We start from the raw sequence: 17,709 nt of genomic DNA, 5'->3' as shown, positions 1-17,709 counted from the left end.
GACGCGGGGTGGCGGGCCCGCCCTCTGCCGCGAGCCCGAAACCCTAGGCTCAATGCCACACCAGCAGCCCTGACGCCTTGCGGGACTGCCCCAACAGAGCAGATACCGGCAAGCCCGGCAGCCTGTGCAAGCAACCATCACAGACCAAGGAGCCCCGTGCCCAAGCGCCGACTCGTCATAGCCGCAACTGCTCTAGCAGCCGGCGTCGGACTCATACCCGGCATGGCCCAGGCCCAGCCGGCGGCACCCGACCCCCACACGGCGGCCGCTCCCGATGTGGATCCGGTCAAGGCCAAGGCCTCCGGAGCCGAAGTCTTCAGCAGCTCTGAGGACCGCACACTCCGCACCCCGGCACCGGGCGCCAGGAACCAGACAGCGGCCGCCGCCGACAACGACGCCCTCTCGGTCAGACTGCACAGCTGGGGCACCACGGCGCACGGGATGTTTCTGCATTCCACCTTCACGGGTCTCGATGGCCCCCTCAATGTCACCATCTCCTGGGGCGACGGGACCACCGACACCGTCACGGCCACTACCGAGAGACCGTTGGAGAGCCAGCACGCCTACGCCGAGGTCGGCGAGTATACGATCACCGTCACCGCGACCGACCCCGTGAGCAACACTCAGGCCACCAACAAGGTCGCCGTGAGGACGAAGGGCTCGGACTTCACCCCTCACGCGCCCCTGCGTCTCCTGGACACCCGCAACGGCACCGGCGTCGCGAAGGGCAAGGTCCCCGCGAACGGGTACACCAGCGTCAAGGTCACCGGACAGGGAACCATTCCCGACAACGTCACCGCCGTAGTCCTCAACCTCACCGTCACCAACACCACCGACAGCGGCCACATCATCGCCTGGGATGGCTCTGGCCGGCCCAGGCCGGAAACGTCCAGCGTCAACTACGGGCCGGGGCAGACCGTCCCCAACCTGGTCATCATGCCCGTCGGCAGCGACGGACGCGTCAACCTGGACAACATCGGCTGGGGGTCCGTCGACCTCATCGCCGACGTCACCGGCTACTTCACCTCCACCCCGTCAAGCGGCTACAAGGCCCTCTCCCCGGCCCGGTTCGTCGACACCCGCGAGGGCAAGGGTGCTCCCAAGGGCCAGGTAGCAGGTCAGAGCTCCGTCGTAGTACAGATCGCCGGGGTGGGCGGGGTACCCAAGGGCGCCACCGCCGTCTCCCTCAACCTGACGGTCACCAACCCTCACGAGGCAGGACACCTGACCGTCCACCCCAGCGGACAACCCACGCCGACCGCGTCCAACCTGAACTTCACCACCGGCCAGACCGTCGCCAACTCCGTCATCGTCCCCATCGGCCCCGACGGCCGGATCACCGTCCGCAACGGCTCCTGGAAGCCCACCGACGTCGTCATCGACGTCAACGGCTACTACACCCCCGACAGCAACGCGGCCTTCGTACCCCCTCCGGCGATCCCGACACGGCACCTCGACACCCGCAAGACCGGTAGCCCTCTCGCGGCCCGCAACTACCTACCCCGACTGCACTCACCCGGCGTCGAGGCGTACGTGCTGAACACCACCGTGACCAACACCAGCGGCAACGGCTTCCTGTCCGTGGCCCCGGACCCTAACAGCCCGGAGCAGTACGAGAACGGCACCGCCACCCCGCCCGCGCGTCCGGTCTCGTCCAACCTGAACTGGACCGCGGGCACAACCGTCGCGAACCTCGTCCAGGCTCCCCCCGCCCCAGGCGGCATGGTCGCCTTCTGGAACCAGGGCTGGGAGAACATCGACCTGATCGTCGACTACTTCGGCCACTACGGCACCGACTGATCTACCTGTGACGGGGTGGCTGGCCGCACCCGACAGCCACCCCGTTCGACCAAGATCGAACTGGAGACGACTCTGGCACGGGCCTGCTATGAGCTGGGCCGGCACCAGACGACGGGCTCGCCATCGAGGACCAGATCCTCGGGCAGTTGCTCGGCGGCCGCGACCAAGTCGGTGAACCGGTCCTGACGGGTGCCAGGCCCGAAGCCAGCGGTGAGGGAGGCCTCCCCGAGTATCGCGCTGGCCACGGCCAAGCTCAGATCGTCCTGACAGATTGTGTGTGCATACAACGTCGAGTTCGACAGGTCCGTGATCCTCGGAGACATCGAGCGGGCCGGGAAGAAGCCCCCCTGCACCTGGAGCTCTACGACTCCTGGTACTGCCTCAAGGAGGAACACCTGAACTGCGAAAATGGCTGCGCGGCAAGCGCATCGGCGTCCGCATCGCCCGCAAGGACATCGAGTCCTCAGAGCGGCTCGGCCGCCGTCGGTGGGTGATCGAGCGGACCATGTCATGGCTGACCGGCTACCGCCGGCTCAACCACCGCTACGAGCGTCATCCCCGCAACTACCTGGCCTTCCTCGGCTTCGCCGCCGCCATCTGCTGCTACAAACGCCTCGTCCGTCTCACCACATAGGACACGGTCTTAGACGGGCACGACGCTGGTGACCGGAGCGAGCAGGCCGAAGACAGGATCGAGAGCCCCCGTCACCTGGCTCAGTTGACCGAGCTGATTCAGCTGGTTGCGCTTGTTGGTGGCTCCGGGGTAGATCGACTGATCGTCCGCGTTGGCCGGGCTAGCAGCAAAGGCGAGGGCGCCGGGTGCGAGCGCCGAAGAAGTAAGCAGGGTGCGCATGTTCATCATGTCTTGATCAACGAATGCAGAGGCGCGTGGACACCCCTGGCAACAGGTTCTGCCGGTGCTCCGGCAGGCGCACACAGCTGGCCAACTAAAACGCTCCTTACCTTGTTGGCGGGTTGGTTACGGTCCTTCGTACGATCGGGAGACCCGCCAACAAGGTAAGGAGCGCGATAGGTGGCGCCGATGGACAACTGCGATGCATAGAAGAGGGCGTGACCGAGGTACACGCCAAAGGGGCAATGGGATGATCTTGAAGTCCTGAGAGCTCCGCGGCCGCTACCCGTGGCCGGAGGACCCGGCTGCGGCCGAGCCGACCCGGCGGCTCAACGCGCCCAAGTAGCGGCAGGCTGCCCCGCACCGCCTGCCGCCGGCTGCATCGACGGGCGCTCCCCGGCCGGGGAGCGCCACGGGCAGCCCGGGGTCAGCCGCCACCCGAGTTGGCCGAGGCCGAACCGCCGGAGAACCAGGTCGAGTGGGACCGAGGCAGATCGCGCGTGCGGCGCTCGGTGCGCAGCTCCACCACGACCGCAGCCGGGCCGAGCAGGGCCTCCAGTGCGTCGGCGAGCCGCTGCGGGTCGCCGCCGAACGGGAGCGGGGCGAGCCGCTCCCGGCCGCCCCGCAGGACGAGTTCCAGCGCGAGCGTGGAGACGGCCGGCTTGCGGTCCCCCTGGTACGGCTCCACCACCTCGTGCGTCAGCCGCACCTCGCGCAGGGTGTCGACGGGCAGCCAGTCGTCCGGCCCGGCGGCCCGGACCAACCGCAGGGACGCGGGCACCCCTGTCGGCGCGAACTCCACCCGCAGGATGTCCCGGGCCTGGAAAAAGGCCATCGCAAGCCAGCCGAGCAGGTACTCCAGCCCGGCGATCACCCCCACCACCACGAACACGGTCGACGCCCGCGCCCCAGCCAGCGCCATGCACAAGGCGACGAGCAGGGTCGGCACGCCCAGAGCTAGCGGAATCAACAGCGCCGACTGGGCCGAGGTCAGCGCGTTCCATGCCGGCCCGGCCGGGCCGGCATGCATGACCAGTTCCGTCGAGTCGGGGCCTTGTCTCAACAAGGGATCGGTGGCCATGCCTCCAGCGTAGGACCGGTCCGCAAGAGCGCCTCGACCCCATTCGGCCGATGAGGCAGAACTTCTGACGGCCCGTATCCCTCAGTCGGCGGGCGCGGCGGGTTCCCAGGGCTCGAACCACGGGTCGGGCCACTGCTCGGCGACGGCCATCAGCGGCTAGAGGGTGGCGCCGTCCAGGGGTACGCGGTGATCAGCTCGACCCGCTCCCGCCGGTCCGTCGCTGGCCACAGTCAGATAATTGCTGACCCGTTCCACACAACGAGCGGTCGCCACCGGGTGCACGCGGAGGGGCGCCCGGGCGCCTCCGACCGTGCGCACCCGCTGGGCACCATACGGGCGACGCGCTCGCGCGGCCCGGCACGAGGGCCTGCACCGCGTGCGACGCCGCCGAGACGCTGCTACCGCCCAGCGCGCCGCCCTCGTCGAACTGGGGTGGGCTGGGGCGTTAGGTAAGACAGCTGAAACCTCATGGATCCCGCGGACGATCCTCTGGGAAGATCCCCACCATGCCGAGTCCCACCGCAGAAGAACTGCTCGCCTCAATCAGCGGGCTCTCCCCCGAGCTGGCGCAGCAGGCAGCCGACCGCATCGATGCAGAGCCCTCCTCGCGGCAGGCATCGACATGGACGCCGTCCAGCAGCATCTGAAAGACCAAGGCGTCCCCCTCATGCACGCAGTGCTCGTCACCACCAGACTGATCGGCGACCACCCCAGCAAACTGAAGGCTGCACGAGAGATCGTCGAAGGCAGCCCAGCACGCACCCCCGACAGTGCACTGAGCAGGCCACGGAACTGACCGACACCTGCACCAGGCAGCTGCAAGGCACCCCGCCACGGTCAGGGTCCCCACCCGCAGCAGTGCCGCTCGGACAGCCCCCGGCATGGCGAGGACGTCCGACGGTGGCTCGCACCCAACGACGCAACTGAGACCGGCCGGGCGCCGAGCAGCAACAACGGCTCGGCGAACTCGACGTGACCAAGGCCCCACGGGCCCGCAAGGCGGCGGCGAAGGCGACCACGGCCGCCGGGCCGCGCACGGGCGGGGAGGCCTTCCAGAAAGGCCTGAAGGCACTGCAGCCGTACACCGCGCGGGGGCCGGCTGCCGGGGCGCGCCATCGTCGAACGGTTGCCCGACGCGCCGAACACCGCACCGGCATCTGGTACGCCAACCAGAAAGCCCACCGCGACCGGCTCGACCAGACGCAGCTCGCCGAACTCGCGGCGTTGGGCGTCGGCGGCCGGTGACGGTCCGGGCGGACGGTACTGCGGACCTGGAACGTGCCAGACGGCCCGGACCGGACTGCGGGCAGTCCACCGACGCGGCAGGTCGTTCGTACACCGGGCCGGCGACATGGGTCTACGACACCTACCCCGACGAGAAGCCGGGGATCAGGTTCGGCTATCAGGGACCCGCCACCGCCAAGCCGTGCAAGATCTACCTCGTGGTCTTCCCCCAGAAGGACGGCGCGAAGGGGTTCCTCCCTCAAGACCCGCCCGGCGTGAGCTACGTACGCTCGCCCGGCCAGCAGAACTGAACCAAACCATCACTTCGCACCAGAAGGCCCGCCGCGGCTGGGGGACCTCTTCGGGGGTGGTGAGCATGGACACCAGTGCGTAGAGCATGTCGGCCTTGCCGTTGGGGCTGCTCTCCTCGGCCCGCTGTTTGATCATGTAGAGGATGCGCTCGCTGAATTTGCCGCCCCGGTGCTCGGTGAAGTCGTCGGCCAATTCCAGGGCTGGCCCTCGGGGCGGGGCCAGTGGGCGTTGGCGACGGCCGCCCGCTGGGCGCCGCTGAAGAGCTCCTCCAGCTCGTTGTAGCCGTCGCTCTCGCCGGCGTATGAGACCTGCCGGGTGAGGTCGAGGCCGACTTTGATGAGTTTCTCAGTCTTGAAGTGCTCATTTGTGCGGCTGTCGGCGTCCACCATCAGCATGACGGAGCGGTGGTGCTTGACGAGGTAGCCCGCGAGGTGGAGTGCTCCTTCGTTGTTGTCGCAGGCCCACAAGGCGGTGCCGGCCGCCTGCAGGGCAGTTCCTGCGAGGAAACAACGCTCGGGCAGCAGGACGGAGTTGCGCAGTCCCACCGCGGCGGCCGACTCCCCCGGCGTCCGCCACAACGTCGTCCAGCGCCGCCACGGAACCGAGGAGCAGGCCTACGCCGACAACCGCGGCGGCCCGGGGTCCGGCGAAGAAGGCTTTGACGGAGCCGAGTTCAAGACCCTGGTCGCGGCGGCCGGCGGGGGGCGTCCCGGCCGCCGTGCAAAAGCGGCTCGTCGACACAACAAGACCGCGGGGCTGGTGGCCTTCCTTTGCGCCGACGAACCGTACCCGGCGATCAGGCGCGGGAAGCGGAAGGGGGGCACCTCACAGGACCGTCCTGCTGGCGATGGCCGCCACTGCCGCACTTGCGGCGGTATACCCGTTATGGAGCCAGGCCCCCTGGTGAGTTGCCTTGCTGATCTGCACGCCTGGGGTCGAACTGCTGACGACGCCTCTGTGCAGCACTGATCAGCAGACGGACAGTCCGGCGCCGACGGAGCGGGGCGCGGGAGATACAGGGCGCCCGAGCACCACGCGCCGGCCAGCACCACCCCCGGCTACGCCCTCGGGCTCCGTCGGGTCGCTGCCTCACAGGAGCAGTCGTGGCCGCCAAGCACTTCCTCGTGTTGGTGCGCTCCCGGAGGGGCGGTCGATCACCGCCCCTTGTCCTTCTTGCCCTTGGCCTTTCCGGGGATCTCCTCCGCCTTCGCCGCCCCAGGAGCCTTCGACGGGCGTTCTGTGACCTGCCGCGCCGAAGAGGTACTGGTGAGTGCCTGGAGTTCTTGTGGAGTCGAGGGCGCTGCGGCCGGCGAATGCGGGGTGGACGTCGCGGCTGCGGGGAGCGACGGCGCGGGCGGCCCTGCTGGTGAGGATCCTGCCGGGGCTGCCGCCTCGGTGTTCTTCGATGCCGCGGGCTGCTCATGCGTGGGAGCGGTGACGGGTGGGTTGTTGCCCGCTTGGATGCCGCCCATCACCAGCACGCAGGTGCCCGCGACGCTCGCCGCCGCAAGGCTCCACCGGAGCGGACGGCGCCCTCGGGCAGCCCCAAACGGATCGGGCGTTCGCACGGCAGCAGCGGCAGAGGGCAAGAAGTGGGAGCGATGTGTGCTGGTGCCGTTGGGCGTGGCGCCGGCTGGGGTGCGGGGTCGCGGTGCTTGCGCCATGTCCTGCAGGCATTGGTGGACTGCGGCGGCGTCGGGACGTGCCGCAGGAGCCTGGTCGGTCATCCTTTCGAGCAGGCGGGCGAGGTCTTCCGGCAGTCCTTCGGGTATGTGGGGCCGGCGCAGGAGGTGGGCGGTGCCGATCTCCATGGGAGTTCCCTGGTACTCGCGCCGCCCGGTGAGAGCCTCCAGGAGAGTCACTCCCAGGGCGTAGATGTCGCTGGCCGTACTCGCGCCTTCGCCCAGGAACTGTTCCGGGGCCATGTAGGCGAGGGTGCCGACGAGGGTGTCGGGCGCGCTGTGGGAGCGCTCGTGGACGGTCCGTGACAGCCCGAAGTCGGCCAGGTGGGGCGAGCCCTCTTCACCGAGGAGGATGTTGGAGGGTTTCACGTCGTGATGGATGACGCCGTGGGCGTGCACGTGGTCGATGGCCGAGGAGATGTCGGCGCCGATCCGCATGACCTGGACGGGGCTCAGGGGGCCCGCGTCCATTCGGGTGCGCAAGGTGACGCCGCGGATCAACTCCGTGACCATGAAAGCGCCTTGGCCGTGTCGGCCGGCGTCATAGACGGTGACAAGGGCGGGATGGGAAAGACGGGCCAGTGTGCGGGCCTCGTCGCAGAAGCGGTCGGCAGTGACCGTATCCGTGCCCGCGCGGAACACCTTGACGGCCACCTCACGGCCCAGCACCTCGTCGACACCATGGAACACGTCCGCCGTACCGCCCGACCCTATGGGGCCCTGGAGGCGATAACGGCCGCCCAGGACGGTGTCGCGTAGAGGCGGTACTCCGTGCTCTGGGACGGACAGGGCCGACATGGGTCCTCCTCTACTCGCTGGCAGTGACGCGCGCCTACCCCTCGGAAGTCGCGCTACTCACCGGGCTCCGGGAGCCTCTGCCCAGTACACGGGACACAGTGCCGCCAGCAGCTCACCGCCCTCGCGAAAGCTGGGCGTGGACTGGGCGTGAGACGCCACCTCCCTCGTTGTTGCGCCGGGAGGTCAGCGAAGTGGAGGCCCGGGACGTCGTGCCCCTGGGGCGAAGTTGTACTCCTCATCTGCGTCGGGGGTGGGCGTCAGACGGCACCGGGGCCGAACCCGGGGCTGCGTGCGTCAAGGGCGCGCACCGTGGTGGATGCATGCCTGGCAAGCAGGCCGTGAATCGTGTCGGACAGCGACTGCAGCGTTCCAGCCCCTTGAGTGGACCGCCGACGAGCGCTCGCCCACCGCCACGCCGCGACCGGCACGGCAGCCGGCCCGCAATCTGGCCCTCGTCGAACACCTCACGCACCGGACGCCGCAGGCAGGCCGCCACCATCCGGTGGCGGCAGTCCTGCCGAGGGAGCCACCGGCCCCCGGGCGATCAGCACATCGGCTTCGTGGCGCCAGCCGAGGCAGGAGTAGAGGCGCCGGCCCTCCTCACTGGCGATGAGGAGACCGGTACGGGCGCCCTGGGCCACGGCGGCCTCCGCCAGAGCGCTCATCATGGCGCGGCCCAGGCCGCGTCGCCGGTGCGCCGCGTCCGTCTCGATGCGATCGGCGATCGCATCGGCGCCGACCACGGCGATGGTGCCGCGCGCCGCCACCTCTCCGGAGGAGTCGTGGAGGGAGACGACCGTGACCGGCCCCTTCCTGCGGACCTCGCGCTCGTACGGCGCGGCGGGCGCGTGCTGCGGGTGCTCGGCCAGATCGGTCGTCATGAACGACTCGGACCGGTGGAGCAACTCCAGTCCGGCGGCGCCGACGACGGCTTCGACGGTGCCTGGGCGCAGTGTGGGGACCGTGAGCCAGGTGGTCTGCCTCGCGGCCGCGACGGCTGCCGCCAGCCGTGCCACGGACTCGGGCTCCTCGTCCGCGCGCAGCGCGAAGACCTCGACCTCGCGGCCGGGTTGGTCGCACTTGGACCGCAGGCCGTCCCCGGCGGACTCGACCGGCTCGGCCTCGGGCAGGTCGCGAGCCGCGGTCCAGCCGTTCAGCCAACGTCGTATCAGCTCTGATTCGATCTTCGCCATCCGGCGATTAGAGCATGACCGCAACCGGTGGACTGCGAACCGTCCTCCCCGTCTTCCGCCGCCGTCAGGCGACGCCGCCCTCCATTCACCGAGCGGTCTGAAACGGACATACGTGGCACCGGGCAAGGGAACCGTCGTGTCTTCCGACGACCGTGATTTCCGTGCGGCGGCTGCGTGTCATGGCGGCCGGCGTTCGCGGTGCCCAAGAGGTGGAGGGGGTGCCAGCCGCTCCCGTGCGGACCGTGTGGTCGGTGATCGGTTCGCGATGGCCTCGAGTCTTCGGCGGTGATCAGCCCACCGGCGTCCAGGGACCGGATCGGCCGGCATCAGCGGCTCGATCCGGCCCCGCACCGCATCAGTGATCACTAAATCGGGCGGACACATCCGATCAACTGACCACCTCATCGAAGAGCCGGGCGCCAGCCCCTCAACCGACCGGGTTCAGAAACAGGGGTCCAGGAGCCGCCACGCGGTGAGCGCGATCCTGGCCCGGGTCAGGCCCGTAGGTTCGGTGAGTTCGATATCCAGGGTTTTCGCGATGTGTTCGAGGCGGCGAGCGATGCTGCTGTGGTGCAGGTGGAGCACGTCGGCGGCCCGGCGCAGCGATCCGGTGGTGCAGTAGGTGTCCAGCGTCTCCAGATCCTCGGAGTTGCCGGCGATGCGTGCGATGGCGGCCACGTCGGCGTTGTCCCGCGCGGTCTGCGGGGGCACCTCGGCCAGGAGCGCCAGCGCGCCCAGGTCGGCGTGGCGGATGACGGGTTCGCGCGGGGTCGTGAAGCGGAGGGCGGTGCGCGCCTGCCGCCAGGACCGGTCGGGGCTGTCGGCGGCGCCGATTCCCGCGCGCACGTCTGCCGGGAACCGGGCCGGGTCCACGAAGGTGGCCAGGATGACGCCGACGTCGGCGAGTGGCGCTGCCTTCACGGCGCGGGCCGGGCAGATCAGGCCGCCGATCCGGTCGAGCGGCAGCTGCGAACGCACGGCGACGACGTGGAGGGGCAGTTCGGCAGCGAAGCCCAGGAGCCGAAGGGCCCGGGCTCGGGCCGCGTCGTCGCCGTCCGAGCTGATCGCCAGTTCGACGAGGGCGGGGTCGGCCATGGTGGTGCGGGCAGGGCCGTACCGCTCGGCGACGGCCGCCGCGGCGATGGCGAGCCTGTCGAGGAGCACTTCGTCGAGCGGGTTGGGCCGGCCGGGGCGTTCCAGCCACACCCTGCCGATCTCCTCCTCGTCGAGCGTGATCGGCGCCGTGGTGGACGCGGGCGCCGGCGGGGCGGAGGCGGGCCTGCCGTCGGGCGCGACGCGGGTCGCCCGCCCCGCGCCGTGGAGCCGTATGCCGGCCACGCACTCGGCCAGTCCCGCCGAGGCCCGGGCGAGCGCCGGGAGATCCACCCGTCGGCGCATCAGGGTGTCGTAGAACGCCACGATGCGCATCGCCCCGTCGACATAGGGATCCAGTCCCGACAGCCGAACCGCCAGTGCCTCCATGGCAGAAGGATAGAAGGGCGGGGGTGCGCCGACCGGTGCGTGATCGGGGCGGGATGCGCGACGGATGGCGGGTGACCCCCCGGGTGAGGACCGTGAGGATGGTCGCCATGGACGCCGAACTCGAAGCATTCATCCCGTTTCTCCCGCAACTCGACATGAACGAACCGGTCACCGCGCGCAAGGACTTCGCCGAGCGTGCGGCTGCGGCGCCGGCACCGGACACCTCGGACATGGAGGTCGAGGACCGCACGGTGTCCGCCGATCCTGACGTGGCGGTCCGGGTCTACCGCCCGCACCGGGCACAGGGCGCCGTCGTCTGGCTGCACGGCGGCGGCGGAGTCTTCGGTGACCTGGACACCGAGCATCCGTGGGCCGCCCGGGTCGCGTCCCTTTCCGGGGCTGTGGTGGTCTCGGTGGGCTACCGCCTGGCGCCCGAGGACCCGTTCCCGGCCGCCTTCGACGACGCCTACGCCGCACTGGCCTGGACGGCCGAGCACGCCGGCGAACTCGGTATCGACCCGGCGCGGATCGCGGTCGGCGGTCACAGCGTGGGCGCGAACCTCGCGGCCGCGGTGACGTTGCGGGCGCGTGACGAGCAGGGACCGGCCATCTGCTTCCAACTGCTCAACCAGCCGGGGCTCGACGACCGGCAGGAGACGTGGTCGGCGCGGAACTTCACCGACACGCCCTGGTTCGACCGCGACAGGCTTTCCGCAGCGTGGCGGCACTACCTGGGCTCCCGGCCCGCCACACCGTACGCCGCCCCCGCCCGGGCCGCCGATCTGTCCGGGCTGCCACCGGCCTACATCGCCACCGCGGAGTTCTGTCCGAACCGCGACGAGGGCATCGCCTACGCGCTGCGCCTGATGCAGGCGGGCGTGTCGGTCGAGCTCCACCAGTGGCCCGGCACCTTCCACGGATCGCAGGCGCTTTTGTCCGCCGAGGTGTCGCAGCGCCAGAACGCCGAACTCGGCGCCGCTCTGCGCCGCGCCCTGGCCTCTTGAGCCGTGCACGTCGTAAGGCACGGGGAGCGTCCCCGCCGCCTGCACTCATTGATCACGAAAGGACGACCGTCTTGAAGATCCGACTGGCGATGTGTGGAACCGTGGCCGCGCTGAGCGTCTGCGCGGGCACGGTGGCGGCAGCTCCCGCGCCCGGCGGGACGCATACCGTGACGGCCGGCGCGAGCCCGTCGTCCCCCTTCCGCCCCGCCGAGCTGAAGTCCGCTCTGGACGGTGTCCACCGCGCGGGTGTGCCCGGGGTGTACGCCGAGGTGCGCGACGGCGGCCGGACATGGCGGGGCGCTTCCGGGGTCGCCGATGTCACCACCGGCCGTCCCGTCACGCCCGACATGCGGCAGCGCGTCGGCAGTATCACCAAGACCTTCACGGCCGCCGCGGTCATGCAGCAGGTCGAGCAGGGCCGGATCGAACTCGATGCGCCGATCGGCGACTACCTGCCGCAGCTGGTGCCGGGAGAGCGGGGCCGGAGGATCACGGTGCGGATGCTGCTCAACAACACCAGCGGCATCCCCGATTACATCCGGTACGCCTTCCCGTTCCTCCAGGCCGGCTCGCCCCAGAGCCTGGACGACAACCGGTTCAGGCAGTTCCGCCCGGCCGAGCTGATCGAGTTGGGCCTGAACGCGCCTCCCGCCGGCGAGCCAGGAGGCCCCACCGGTGTGTACTCCAATACCAACTACCTCCTCCTCGGCCAGCTCCTGGAGCACGTGACCGGTACCCCGGCCGAGGAGTACATCACCCGGAACGTCATCCAGCGGGCGGGCCTGCGGCACACAGGGTTCCCGACCGGGACGCGGATCCGGGGGCCGCACTCACGGATGTACGAGGCCCTGTGGGGACTGCTCGACCCGCCCCGCGACTACAGCGTCTACAACATGTCCTGGACGGGGACGGGGGCCGCCCTGGTGTCGACCACGGATGATCTCAACCGTTTCTACCGCAAGCTGCTCGACGGCGAGATCGTGAACCGGTCGTCACTGGAGCAGATGCAGCGCACGGTCCCGGTCATCGCCCTGGACGGATCGACGATCCAGTACGGCCTCGGTCTGCACAAGGTCGACATCACGGATTGCGGCACCTTCTGGGGCCACGACGGCACGGTCTGGGGGGCCGGAACGATCTCCCTGACCCGGGCCGACGGCAAGCGTCAGATGTCGGTCGCGGTCAACCTCCAGAGGTGGAACGCGCCCGACTCCTCGGGGAAGCCGCAGCACCACCCCATCGACGACGCGCTGGAGACGCTGTACGGGCAGGCGATGTGCGGCGACGGTAAGGCCGCGCGGCAGTAGCCGTCCGGGGCGAGATCGAGGCGGCGGCCGCGGAGGCGTTCGAGGCCACGGAGGGGGCCCGCCGCGCGGGAGTGCGTCCGCGCCGGCGAGCCGGACCCGGTGCTCATGGCGAACGTGGCTTTCGCGTCGTTCCCCGAGGCCTTATCAGGCGGGCTGGCAGTAGAAGTCGCCGGCGCCGGTGGGCGGGGTGCCGTCGCAGGCGTGGCTGGTGCCTGCCGAGCCCATGGCGACCAGGACGGTGAGGGCGAGTGCGGTCAGGGTCCTGCGCAGTGCGGTCATCGAGTTGTCCCCCTATGGGCGGACGGGACTCGGAGTCCGTCCCGGAAGGGAGGCCAGGGCCGCAATCCGGGCCACCGAAGACGGTATACGGCCAAAGGCGCCCGAAAGGCGGCGTGTGACGGAAGGGAGACGGGGATTCCCGAAGCTGGGTGAGCGTGTCCGGCTGCGCCGCGATACCTGGACCGGCGCGCCATGCGCAGGGTCCAGCTGGGTTGAGGCGGCTGCTCTCAAGAAGGGACAGCGCAGCGGCCGGCGCCGGGGACAGGCATGGCGCTGCGTCGTCCGTCGGGCTCGGCCCGTGCCCTGGAGGAGGGCGCGGGCCGAGCCCGTTTCGGAGCCGCTGCGCCCTGGCGCGGAAACGGCCGAGCACCCCAGGTGCGTCGCGAACCGCTGCAGCGTCGCGGGGAGCCCGCCGCCGTGGCGTCCGGTGCGGCGACGGCCGTGGTCTCGTTGATCGGGACCTTTGGAAATCCCCACCCTGTTCCGCCCGCCGGCTGAGGGTTCGGGGCGCTTCCTCTCAGCGCATCTTGTCGAAGAACTCGCGGAGGTCGCTGACGAGCAGTTCTGGGGCTTCCATCGCGAGGAAGTGGCCGCCGCGGTCGAGTTCGGTCCACCGCACGATGTGGTGGTCGCGTTCGGCCCAGCGGCGGATGGTCACATCGTGTGCGGAGAGCAGCACGGCGGTGGGCACGGTCCCCCGTGGCCCGGCTGCCCAGTCGCCCTGACCGTCGCTCCACGCGGTGCCGTGGGCGGCGCCGGGTTCAGTCCAGTCGTCGGCTGCGGCTTCGCTCCGGGTGTTCGCTGAGATCTCCTCGTAGTAGACCTGAGCGGCCGAGGCGGCGGTGGAGGTCAGCCAGTACAGCGAAACCTCGGTCAGGATGCGGTCGAGGTGGATGCTGTCCTCGGGCAGTGCGTCTTCCGGGGCGGTGAGCTCCTTGAATTTCTCCACGGTCCAAGCGAGCTGGCCCGCAGGGGAGTCGGTGAGGGCGTAGGCCACGGTCTGTGGACGTTTTGAGTTGCACTGCAGATAACCGTCGTTGAAGTTCTGCATGCGATGCCATCGTCGCTGTTCGGCCTCCGTCAGGCCGTCCATCTCACCCTCCGCCCCGGCGGGAAACGTGATCATGGCGTTGACGTGGACGCCGATCACGTGGTCCGGTGCCTGCCTGCCCATCTCCGGGGCGACCCATGAGCCGGTGTCGTAACCCTGAACGCCGTAGCGCGTGTAGCCGAGGCGGGCCATCAGCTGGATGAACGCCCCGGCCATCCGGGCCGCGTCCATGCCGGGCCCGGCCAGCGGGGTGGAGAAGGCGAATCCCGGCAGCGAGGGAATGACCAGGTGGAACGCATCCGCCGGGTCACCGCCGTGCGCATCGGGATCGGACAGCGGCCCGATGACATCGAGGAAGTCCGCCACCGAGCCCGGCCAGCCGTGCAGCAGCATCAGCGGCGTGGCATCGGCCCTGGGTGAGCGCACGTGCAGGAAGTGGATGTTCTGCCCGTCGATGGTGGTCATGTAGTGAGGGAACGTGTTGAGTTCCGCCTCGTGCGCCCGCCAGTCGTAGGCAGTGCGCCAGTACTCGGCCAGGTTTTTCAGGTAGGCCGCCGGGACGCCGCGGCTCCAGCCGGCACCGGGCAGCTCGTCCGGCCAGCGGGTGGCGGCCAGGCGGGCTTGCAGGTCATCGAGCTGGACCTGCGGTATGTCGATGTGGAAGGAACGGATACCGCTGGGTGTTGTGTTCGCCATAGCTGCGACGCTAGGACTCGCTTAGGTCAGTTTCGGTCCTCACCTTCCGGCAGTCTTACGGCATGCTGGAGACCTCCGGGCGGCTGCTGAAGCTGCTCTCCCTGCTGCAGAACCACCGCGACCGGTCCGGGGTTGAGCTCGCCGAACGCCTCGGCGTCAGCCCACGCACCCTGCGCCGTGATGTGGAGCGGCTGCGCGCGCTCGGCTACCCGGTGAACGCCACCCGGGGCACTGCGGGCTACCGGCTCGGGGCCGGGGCCACGCTGCCGCCGCTGCTGCTCGACGACGACGAGGCTGTCGCCGTCGTCGTCGGCCTGCGCACGGCGGCCGGTGGCTCGGTCGCCGGCATCGAAGAATCCTCGGTGCGCGCGCTCACCAAGCTCGAGCAGATGCTCCCACCCCGGGTGCGGTATCGAGTGAACACCCTGCACACGGCTACCGTCCGGGCCGGCGCAGCCCCGGCTCCCAAGGTCTGCGCGGACACCCTCATGGCCATCGCAGAGGCGTGCCGCCGACGCGAGCGGCTGCGTTTCGACTACGCCGGCCCTCGCCGCAACCCCAGCACGCGCTTGGTCGAGCCGTACAGCCTCGTCAGCTTCGACCGCCACTGGTACCTGGTCGCCTGGGACACCGACCGCGCCGACTGGCGCACCTTCCGTGTCGACAGACTCACTCCGCGCACGCCCGGCGGACCGCGGTTCACCCCCCGCAAACTTCCCGACACCGACGTGGCCGCCTATCTGGCTCACCGGCTGTCGTCGCGGACCTGGCCGTTCCAGGCCACCATCACCCTGCACGAGCCCGCCGCAGCGGTCACCGACCGCATCTGGCCCGGCATGGGCGTCATCGAACCCGTCGACGACGGCAGCTGCCTACTGCACCTGGGCGCCGACAACCCCCGTGACCTCGCCTGGATGATCACCTCGGTCGACGCCGACTTCACTGTTACGAAAGCACCCCCCGAACTCGCCGACGCGCTGCGTGCCCACGCCGCCCGCTGCCTGAACGCCGTACGCAGGGCACAGGCGCCCCAGCCGCGCAGGAGTCTGGACATTTCCTGAAGAACGGGTTCCATCACTGCTCCGGGCCCCTCACAGGGCCGCGGCAGCGGACCGCGCGGGGCGGGGCGCGAGGGCCGGGGGCTCGTGGTGTCCCGGCCCTCGCGTGTCTGGGGTGTTACTTGAGCGCGCCCGCCCCCGTCGTCGTCGCCAGCGATGTCGGAAGGTTGCTCGCCGAGGCCTCCATGCCCGTCGTCAGGGTCGGGGTCCAGTTGACCGTGGTCTTCAGGTCCTTGGACGAGGCGGCGTTGTAGGCGGCGACGAGGTCGGTCACCGTGCCGTTGACGAGGTTGCCGGAGCCCTTGACCGAGCCGGTGCCGTCACCGCTGAGGAGCTTGGCGGCCTTCGCGCCGGACGGCAGCTTCCAGTAGTTGTTCTCCGCGACGACCTGGGCCTTGGCGCGGGAGTTGATGGTGTACTGCGGCGTGTACCCGTTCAGGGGTGTGACGTCGTAGTAGTTGTTGTAGATGTGGATCTGGCCGATGCGGGCCAGCGGGGCGCGCTGCATGATGCCCTTCCACACGTTGTGGTGGATGGAGACGCGCAGCTTGCCGACGCTGTCGGTGTCGCTGCTGCCGATCAGCATCGTCTTGTCGTGGTTGGTGAACTGGTTGCGCGAGACGGTCACCAGGTCGGATCCCTTGGTGATGTCGAGGGCGCCGTCGTGGATCTGGTACTCGCGGCCGAAGTACTTCGGGTTGGCGCTGTCGAAGTGCGGCGCGTCGGTGAACGTGTTGTGGTCCGCCCACACGTGGGTCGCGCCGCGCAGGGACACCGAGTCGTAGTTGGAGTTCCAGTTGCCGTCGTCGCCGTCGGTCGGGTCCCACTGCGGGAAGCAGTCCTCGGTGGCGGCGAAGGTCAGGTTGCGGACGATGACGTTGTCCACGTTCTGAATCTGGAGCATGGCCCCGGTGAGGCCCGCGTTCGTGCCGGGGACGCCCACGATTGTCGTGTTGGCGGGGACCTTGAAGACAATGTTCTTGCCCTGCTTGGCCTGGGCGGCGGCACGTGCCGTCTCCTGGGTGCCGGAGGGCAGCTTGGAGCGGCCGTAGGTGGCCGGGTCGTAGGCCTTGAGGTAGGCCGGCAGGGAGTAGCCGGTCCCGAGGGCGTAGTCGGCGCAGGTCAGCTTCTTTCCGCTGTCGTCGGTGTTGGCGTCGATCATGCCGTTGATCTTGATGATGCGGGGCGTGGTGTCGGAGGCCGATCCCAGCGCCTTCACGAGCTGCGCACGGGTGGAGACGGTGACGGTGTGGGCGGCGTGGGCGTTCGTGCCACCGGTGGTCCCCGTACCGGAGGCCGCCCAGCCGTCCTTCGCGGTGAGCGTCTGGTGGTACAGGTCGACGGTCCCGGCGTTGGCGTTCATCACGACAGCACCAGAGCCGAGGCATGCGGCCACGACGGCCGTGCAGATGACGGCGGCACGACGGGAGCGGAGGGACCGGCGGTGGGAGCGAGCAGCCACGGGGCTTCCTTTGCGGGGGAGGAACGGGTTACGCCCTGTCAGTGGCCGCCGCCCCGTGAAAGGTTGCCGCGTACGGGGATCTCTTTTTGCAGGCCGGGTCAGCAACCGAACCTCATTCGGGCGAAGAGGTCGCCGGTACCCATCGCGCCACCCCCAGACAGCTGTCGGAGGTGGCTACCTCTGTCTTTGCATGCGCGTCCAAGACGCCGTCCACGGTCCCGGTCCGATCGCGCATGGATTCAGCCGATCGCCTTGACGGCTGCGGGCACCCCCTGCCCGTCCGCGCCGGGACCTGCGCCGCGCCGGTCAAGACCGGGAGTGCCGTCAAGTGGCAGGCACGTGGCTGACCAAGCGCTTGCTCACTGCTACTCTTGCGAATCCCGTCCGGACATTCACATGTCGCACACATGACAGGCAGGCGCCCGGT

17 protein-coding genes and 2 pseudogenes are annotated in these 17,709 nt (G+C 69.8%); 8 read left to right on the top strand and 11 right to left on the bottom strand.

Translation table 11 applies throughout. The features are described 5' to 3' along the window. Positions 1–222 precede the first annotated feature (222 nt). Positions 223–1,800, top strand: coding sequence for a PKD domain-containing protein (locus tag ACZ3X1_RS33575; protein ID WP_390076307.1), 1,578 nt, complete (start codon positions 223–225; stop codon positions 1,798–1,800). Between the two features lie 86 nt (positions 1,801–1,886). Here the strand turns inward: ACZ3X1_RS33575 and ACZ3X1_RS33570 are convergent, their stop codons facing one another. Beyond that, positions 1,887–2,045 carry a hypothetical protein gene (locus tag ACZ3X1_RS33570; RefSeq protein ID WP_467282783.1) on the bottom strand — a complete coding sequence of 53 codons (159 nt, stop codon included), beginning with the start codon at positions 2,043–2,045 and terminating at the stop codon, positions 1,887–1,889. Between the two features lie 149 nt (positions 2,046–2,194). Here ACZ3X1_RS33570 and ACZ3X1_RS33565 point away from each other — a divergent pair. Beyond that, positions 2,195–2,434: pseudogene (locus tag ACZ3X1_RS33565) on the top strand (transposase); the annotation flags it as partial. Positions 2,435–2,443: 9 nt separating this feature from the next. Here the strand turns inward: ACZ3X1_RS33565 and ACZ3X1_RS33560 are convergent. Together ACZ3X1_RS33560 and ACZ3X1_RS33555 are read right to left on the bottom strand one after the other, a co-directional pair. Then, positions 2,444–2,662: a hypothetical protein gene (locus tag ACZ3X1_RS33560; protein WP_467282781.1), complete on the bottom strand. Its 219-nt coding sequence runs from the start codon at positions 2,660–2,662 to the stop codon at positions 2,444–2,446. Between the two features lie 418 nt (positions 2,663–3,080). After that, positions 3,081–3,734: a hypothetical protein gene (locus tag ACZ3X1_RS33555; RefSeq protein WP_467282779.1), complete on the bottom strand. Its 654-nt coding sequence runs from the start codon at positions 3,732–3,734 to the stop codon at positions 3,081–3,083. A 506-nt stretch (positions 3,735–4,240) separates the two neighbouring features. Between ACZ3X1_RS33555 and ACZ3X1_RS33550 the strand changes: the two genes are divergently transcribed. The 3 genes from ACZ3X1_RS33550 to ACZ3X1_RS33540 all read left to right on the top strand — a co-directional run bounded on the left by ACZ3X1_RS33550 (position 4,241) and on the right by ACZ3X1_RS33540 (position 5,269). Beyond that, on the top strand, positions 4,241–4,381 hold the full coding sequence (locus ACZ3X1_RS33550; protein ID WP_467282777.1) for a hypothetical protein: 141 nt from the start codon (positions 4,241–4,243) through the stop codon (positions 4,379–4,381). Positions 4,382–4,706: 325 nt separating this feature from the next. Beyond that, complete coding sequence (locus ACZ3X1_RS33545) at positions 4,707–4,979, top strand: hypothetical protein (RefSeq protein WP_467282776.1); 273 nt, start codon at positions 4,707–4,709, stop codon at positions 4,977–4,979. After that, on the top strand, positions 4,976–5,269 hold the full coding sequence (locus ACZ3X1_RS33540) for a hypothetical protein (protein ID WP_467282774.1): 294 nt from the start codon (positions 4,976–4,978) through the stop codon (positions 5,267–5,269). The genes ACZ3X1_RS33545 and ACZ3X1_RS33540 overlap by 4 nt, the downstream gene beginning before the upstream one ends. 132 nt (positions 5,270–5,401) lie before the next feature. Here ACZ3X1_RS33540 and ACZ3X1_RS33535 read toward each other — a convergent pair whose 3' ends face one another. The 5 genes and pseudogenes from ACZ3X1_RS33535 to ACZ3X1_RS33515 form a co-directional block, all read right to left on the bottom strand. After that, the gene (locus ACZ3X1_RS33535) at positions 5,402–5,815 is read right to left on the bottom strand and encodes a hypothetical protein (protein ID WP_467282772.1); all 414 of its coding nucleotides are present in this window, start codon (positions 5,813–5,815) and stop codon (positions 5,402–5,404) included. Between the two features lie 609 nt (positions 5,816–6,424). Continuing rightward, positions 6,425–7,750: a serine/threonine-protein kinase gene (locus ACZ3X1_RS33530; protein WP_467282769.1), complete on the bottom strand. Its 1,326-nt coding sequence runs from the start codon at positions 7,748–7,750 to the stop codon at positions 6,425–6,427. A gap of 464 nt (positions 7,751–8,214) precedes the next feature. Then, complete coding sequence (locus ACZ3X1_RS33525) at positions 8,215–8,943, bottom strand: GNAT family N-acetyltransferase (RefSeq protein WP_467282768.1); 729 nt, start codon at positions 8,941–8,943, stop codon at positions 8,215–8,217. A 261-nt stretch (positions 8,944–9,204) separates the two neighbouring features. Next, a pseudogene (locus tag ACZ3X1_RS33520) lies at positions 9,205–9,327 on the bottom strand (transposase); the annotation flags it as partial. A 57-nt stretch (positions 9,328–9,384) separates the two neighbouring features. After that, positions 9,385–10,425 carry a helix-turn-helix domain-containing protein gene (locus ACZ3X1_RS33515; protein WP_467282765.1) on the bottom strand — a complete coding sequence of 347 codons (1,041 nt, stop codon included), beginning with the start codon at positions 10,423–10,425 and terminating at the stop codon, positions 9,385–9,387. A gap of 107 nt (positions 10,426–10,532) precedes the next feature. Here ACZ3X1_RS33515 and ACZ3X1_RS33510 point away from each other — a divergent pair, with 107 nt between their 5' ends. Together ACZ3X1_RS33510 and ACZ3X1_RS33505 are read left to right on the top strand one after the other, a co-directional pair. Beyond that, positions 10,533–11,429 (top strand): alpha/beta hydrolase, encoded by an 897-nt coding sequence (locus tag ACZ3X1_RS33510; RefSeq protein ID WP_467282763.1) that lies wholly within the window; start codon positions 10,533–10,535, stop codon positions 11,427–11,429. 71 nt (positions 11,430–11,500) lie between these two features. Continuing rightward, complete coding sequence (locus ACZ3X1_RS33505; RefSeq protein ID WP_467282761.1) at positions 11,501–12,736, top strand: serine hydrolase domain-containing protein; 1,236 nt, start codon at positions 11,501–11,503, stop codon at positions 12,734–12,736. Positions 12,737–12,880: 144 nt separating this feature from the next. On the opposite strand, the gene ACZ3X1_RS33500 is transcribed toward ACZ3X1_RS33505, so the two are convergent. Both ACZ3X1_RS33500 and ACZ3X1_RS33495 read right to left on the bottom strand, forming a co-directional pair. Beyond that, a complete protein-coding gene (locus ACZ3X1_RS33500) occupies positions 12,881–13,015 on the bottom strand; it encodes a hypothetical protein (RefSeq protein ID WP_356814810.1) in 135 nt (44 codons plus the stop codon). Positions 13,016–13,532: 517 nt separating this feature from the next. Beyond that, positions 13,533–14,762 (bottom strand): epoxide hydrolase family protein, encoded by a 1,230-nt coding sequence (locus ACZ3X1_RS33495; RefSeq protein WP_467282759.1) that lies wholly within the window; start codon positions 14,760–14,762, stop codon positions 13,533–13,535. Between the two features lie 62 nt (positions 14,763–14,824). Here ACZ3X1_RS33495 and ACZ3X1_RS33490 point away from each other — a divergent pair, with 62 nt between their 5' ends. After that, positions 14,825–15,823 carry a helix-turn-helix transcriptional regulator gene (locus tag ACZ3X1_RS33490; protein ID WP_467282757.1) on the top strand — a complete coding sequence of 333 codons (999 nt, stop codon included), beginning with the start codon at positions 14,825–14,827 and terminating at the stop codon, positions 15,821–15,823. A gap of 115 nt (positions 15,824–15,938) precedes the next feature. Here ACZ3X1_RS33490 and ACZ3X1_RS33485 read toward each other — a convergent pair whose 3' ends face one another. Beyond that, complete coding sequence (locus ACZ3X1_RS33485) at positions 15,939–17,282, bottom strand: pectate lyase family protein (RefSeq protein ID WP_467282755.1); 1,344 nt, start codon at positions 17,280–17,282, stop codon at positions 15,939–15,941. Positions 17,283–17,709 lie beyond the last annotated feature (427 nt).

The sequence above is a fragment of the Streptomyces sp. NPDC023541 genome, from assembly GCF_055559995.1.
The sequence above is the reverse complement of the archived record's forward strand: the minus strand, read 5'-3'. Positions and strand labels throughout refer to the sequence as shown.

Excerpts from the sequence above, each read along its gene's own strand:
- ACZ3X1_RS33575 (WP_390076307.1), top strand. The coding sequence starts at position 223 with ATGGCCCAGGCCCAGCCGGCGGCACCCGACCCCCACACGGCGGCCGCT.
- ACZ3X1_RS33560 (WP_467282781.1), bottom strand. The coding sequence starts at position 2,662 with ATGATGAACATGCGCACCCTGCTTACTTCTTCGGCGCTCGCACCCGGC.
- ACZ3X1_RS33555 (WP_467282779.1), bottom strand. The coding sequence starts at position 3,734 with ATGGCCACCGATCCCTTGTTGAGACAAGGCCCCGACTCGACGGAACTG.
- ACZ3X1_RS33550 (WP_467282777.1), top strand. The coding sequence starts at position 4,241 with ATGCCGAGTCCCACCGCAGAAGAACTGCTCGCCTCAATCAGCGGGCTC.
- ACZ3X1_RS33530 (WP_467282769.1), bottom strand. The coding sequence starts at position 7,750 with ATGTCGGCCCTGTCCGTCCCAGAGCACGGAGTACCGCCTCTACGCGAC.
- ACZ3X1_RS33525 (WP_467282768.1), bottom strand. The coding sequence starts at position 8,943 with ATGGCGAAGATCGAATCAGAGCTGATACGACGTTGGCTGAACGGCTGG.
- ACZ3X1_RS33515 (WP_467282765.1), bottom strand. The coding sequence starts at position 10,425 with ATGGAGGCACTGGCGGTTCGGCTGTCGGGACTGGATCCCTATGTCGAC.
- ACZ3X1_RS33510 (WP_467282763.1), top strand. The coding sequence starts at position 10,533 with ATGGACGCCGAACTCGAAGCATTCATCCCGTTTCTCCCGCAACTCGAC.
- ACZ3X1_RS33500 (WP_356814810.1), bottom strand. The coding sequence starts at position 13,015 with ATGACCGCACTGCGCAGGACCCTGACCGCACTCGCCCTCACCGTCCTG.
- ACZ3X1_RS33495 (WP_467282759.1), bottom strand. The coding sequence starts at position 14,762 with ATGGCGAACACAACACCCAGCGGTATCCGTTCCTTCCACATCGACATA.
- ACZ3X1_RS33490 (WP_467282757.1), top strand. The coding sequence starts at position 14,825 with ATGCTGGAGACCTCCGGGCGGCTGCTGAAGCTGCTCTCCCTGCTGCAG.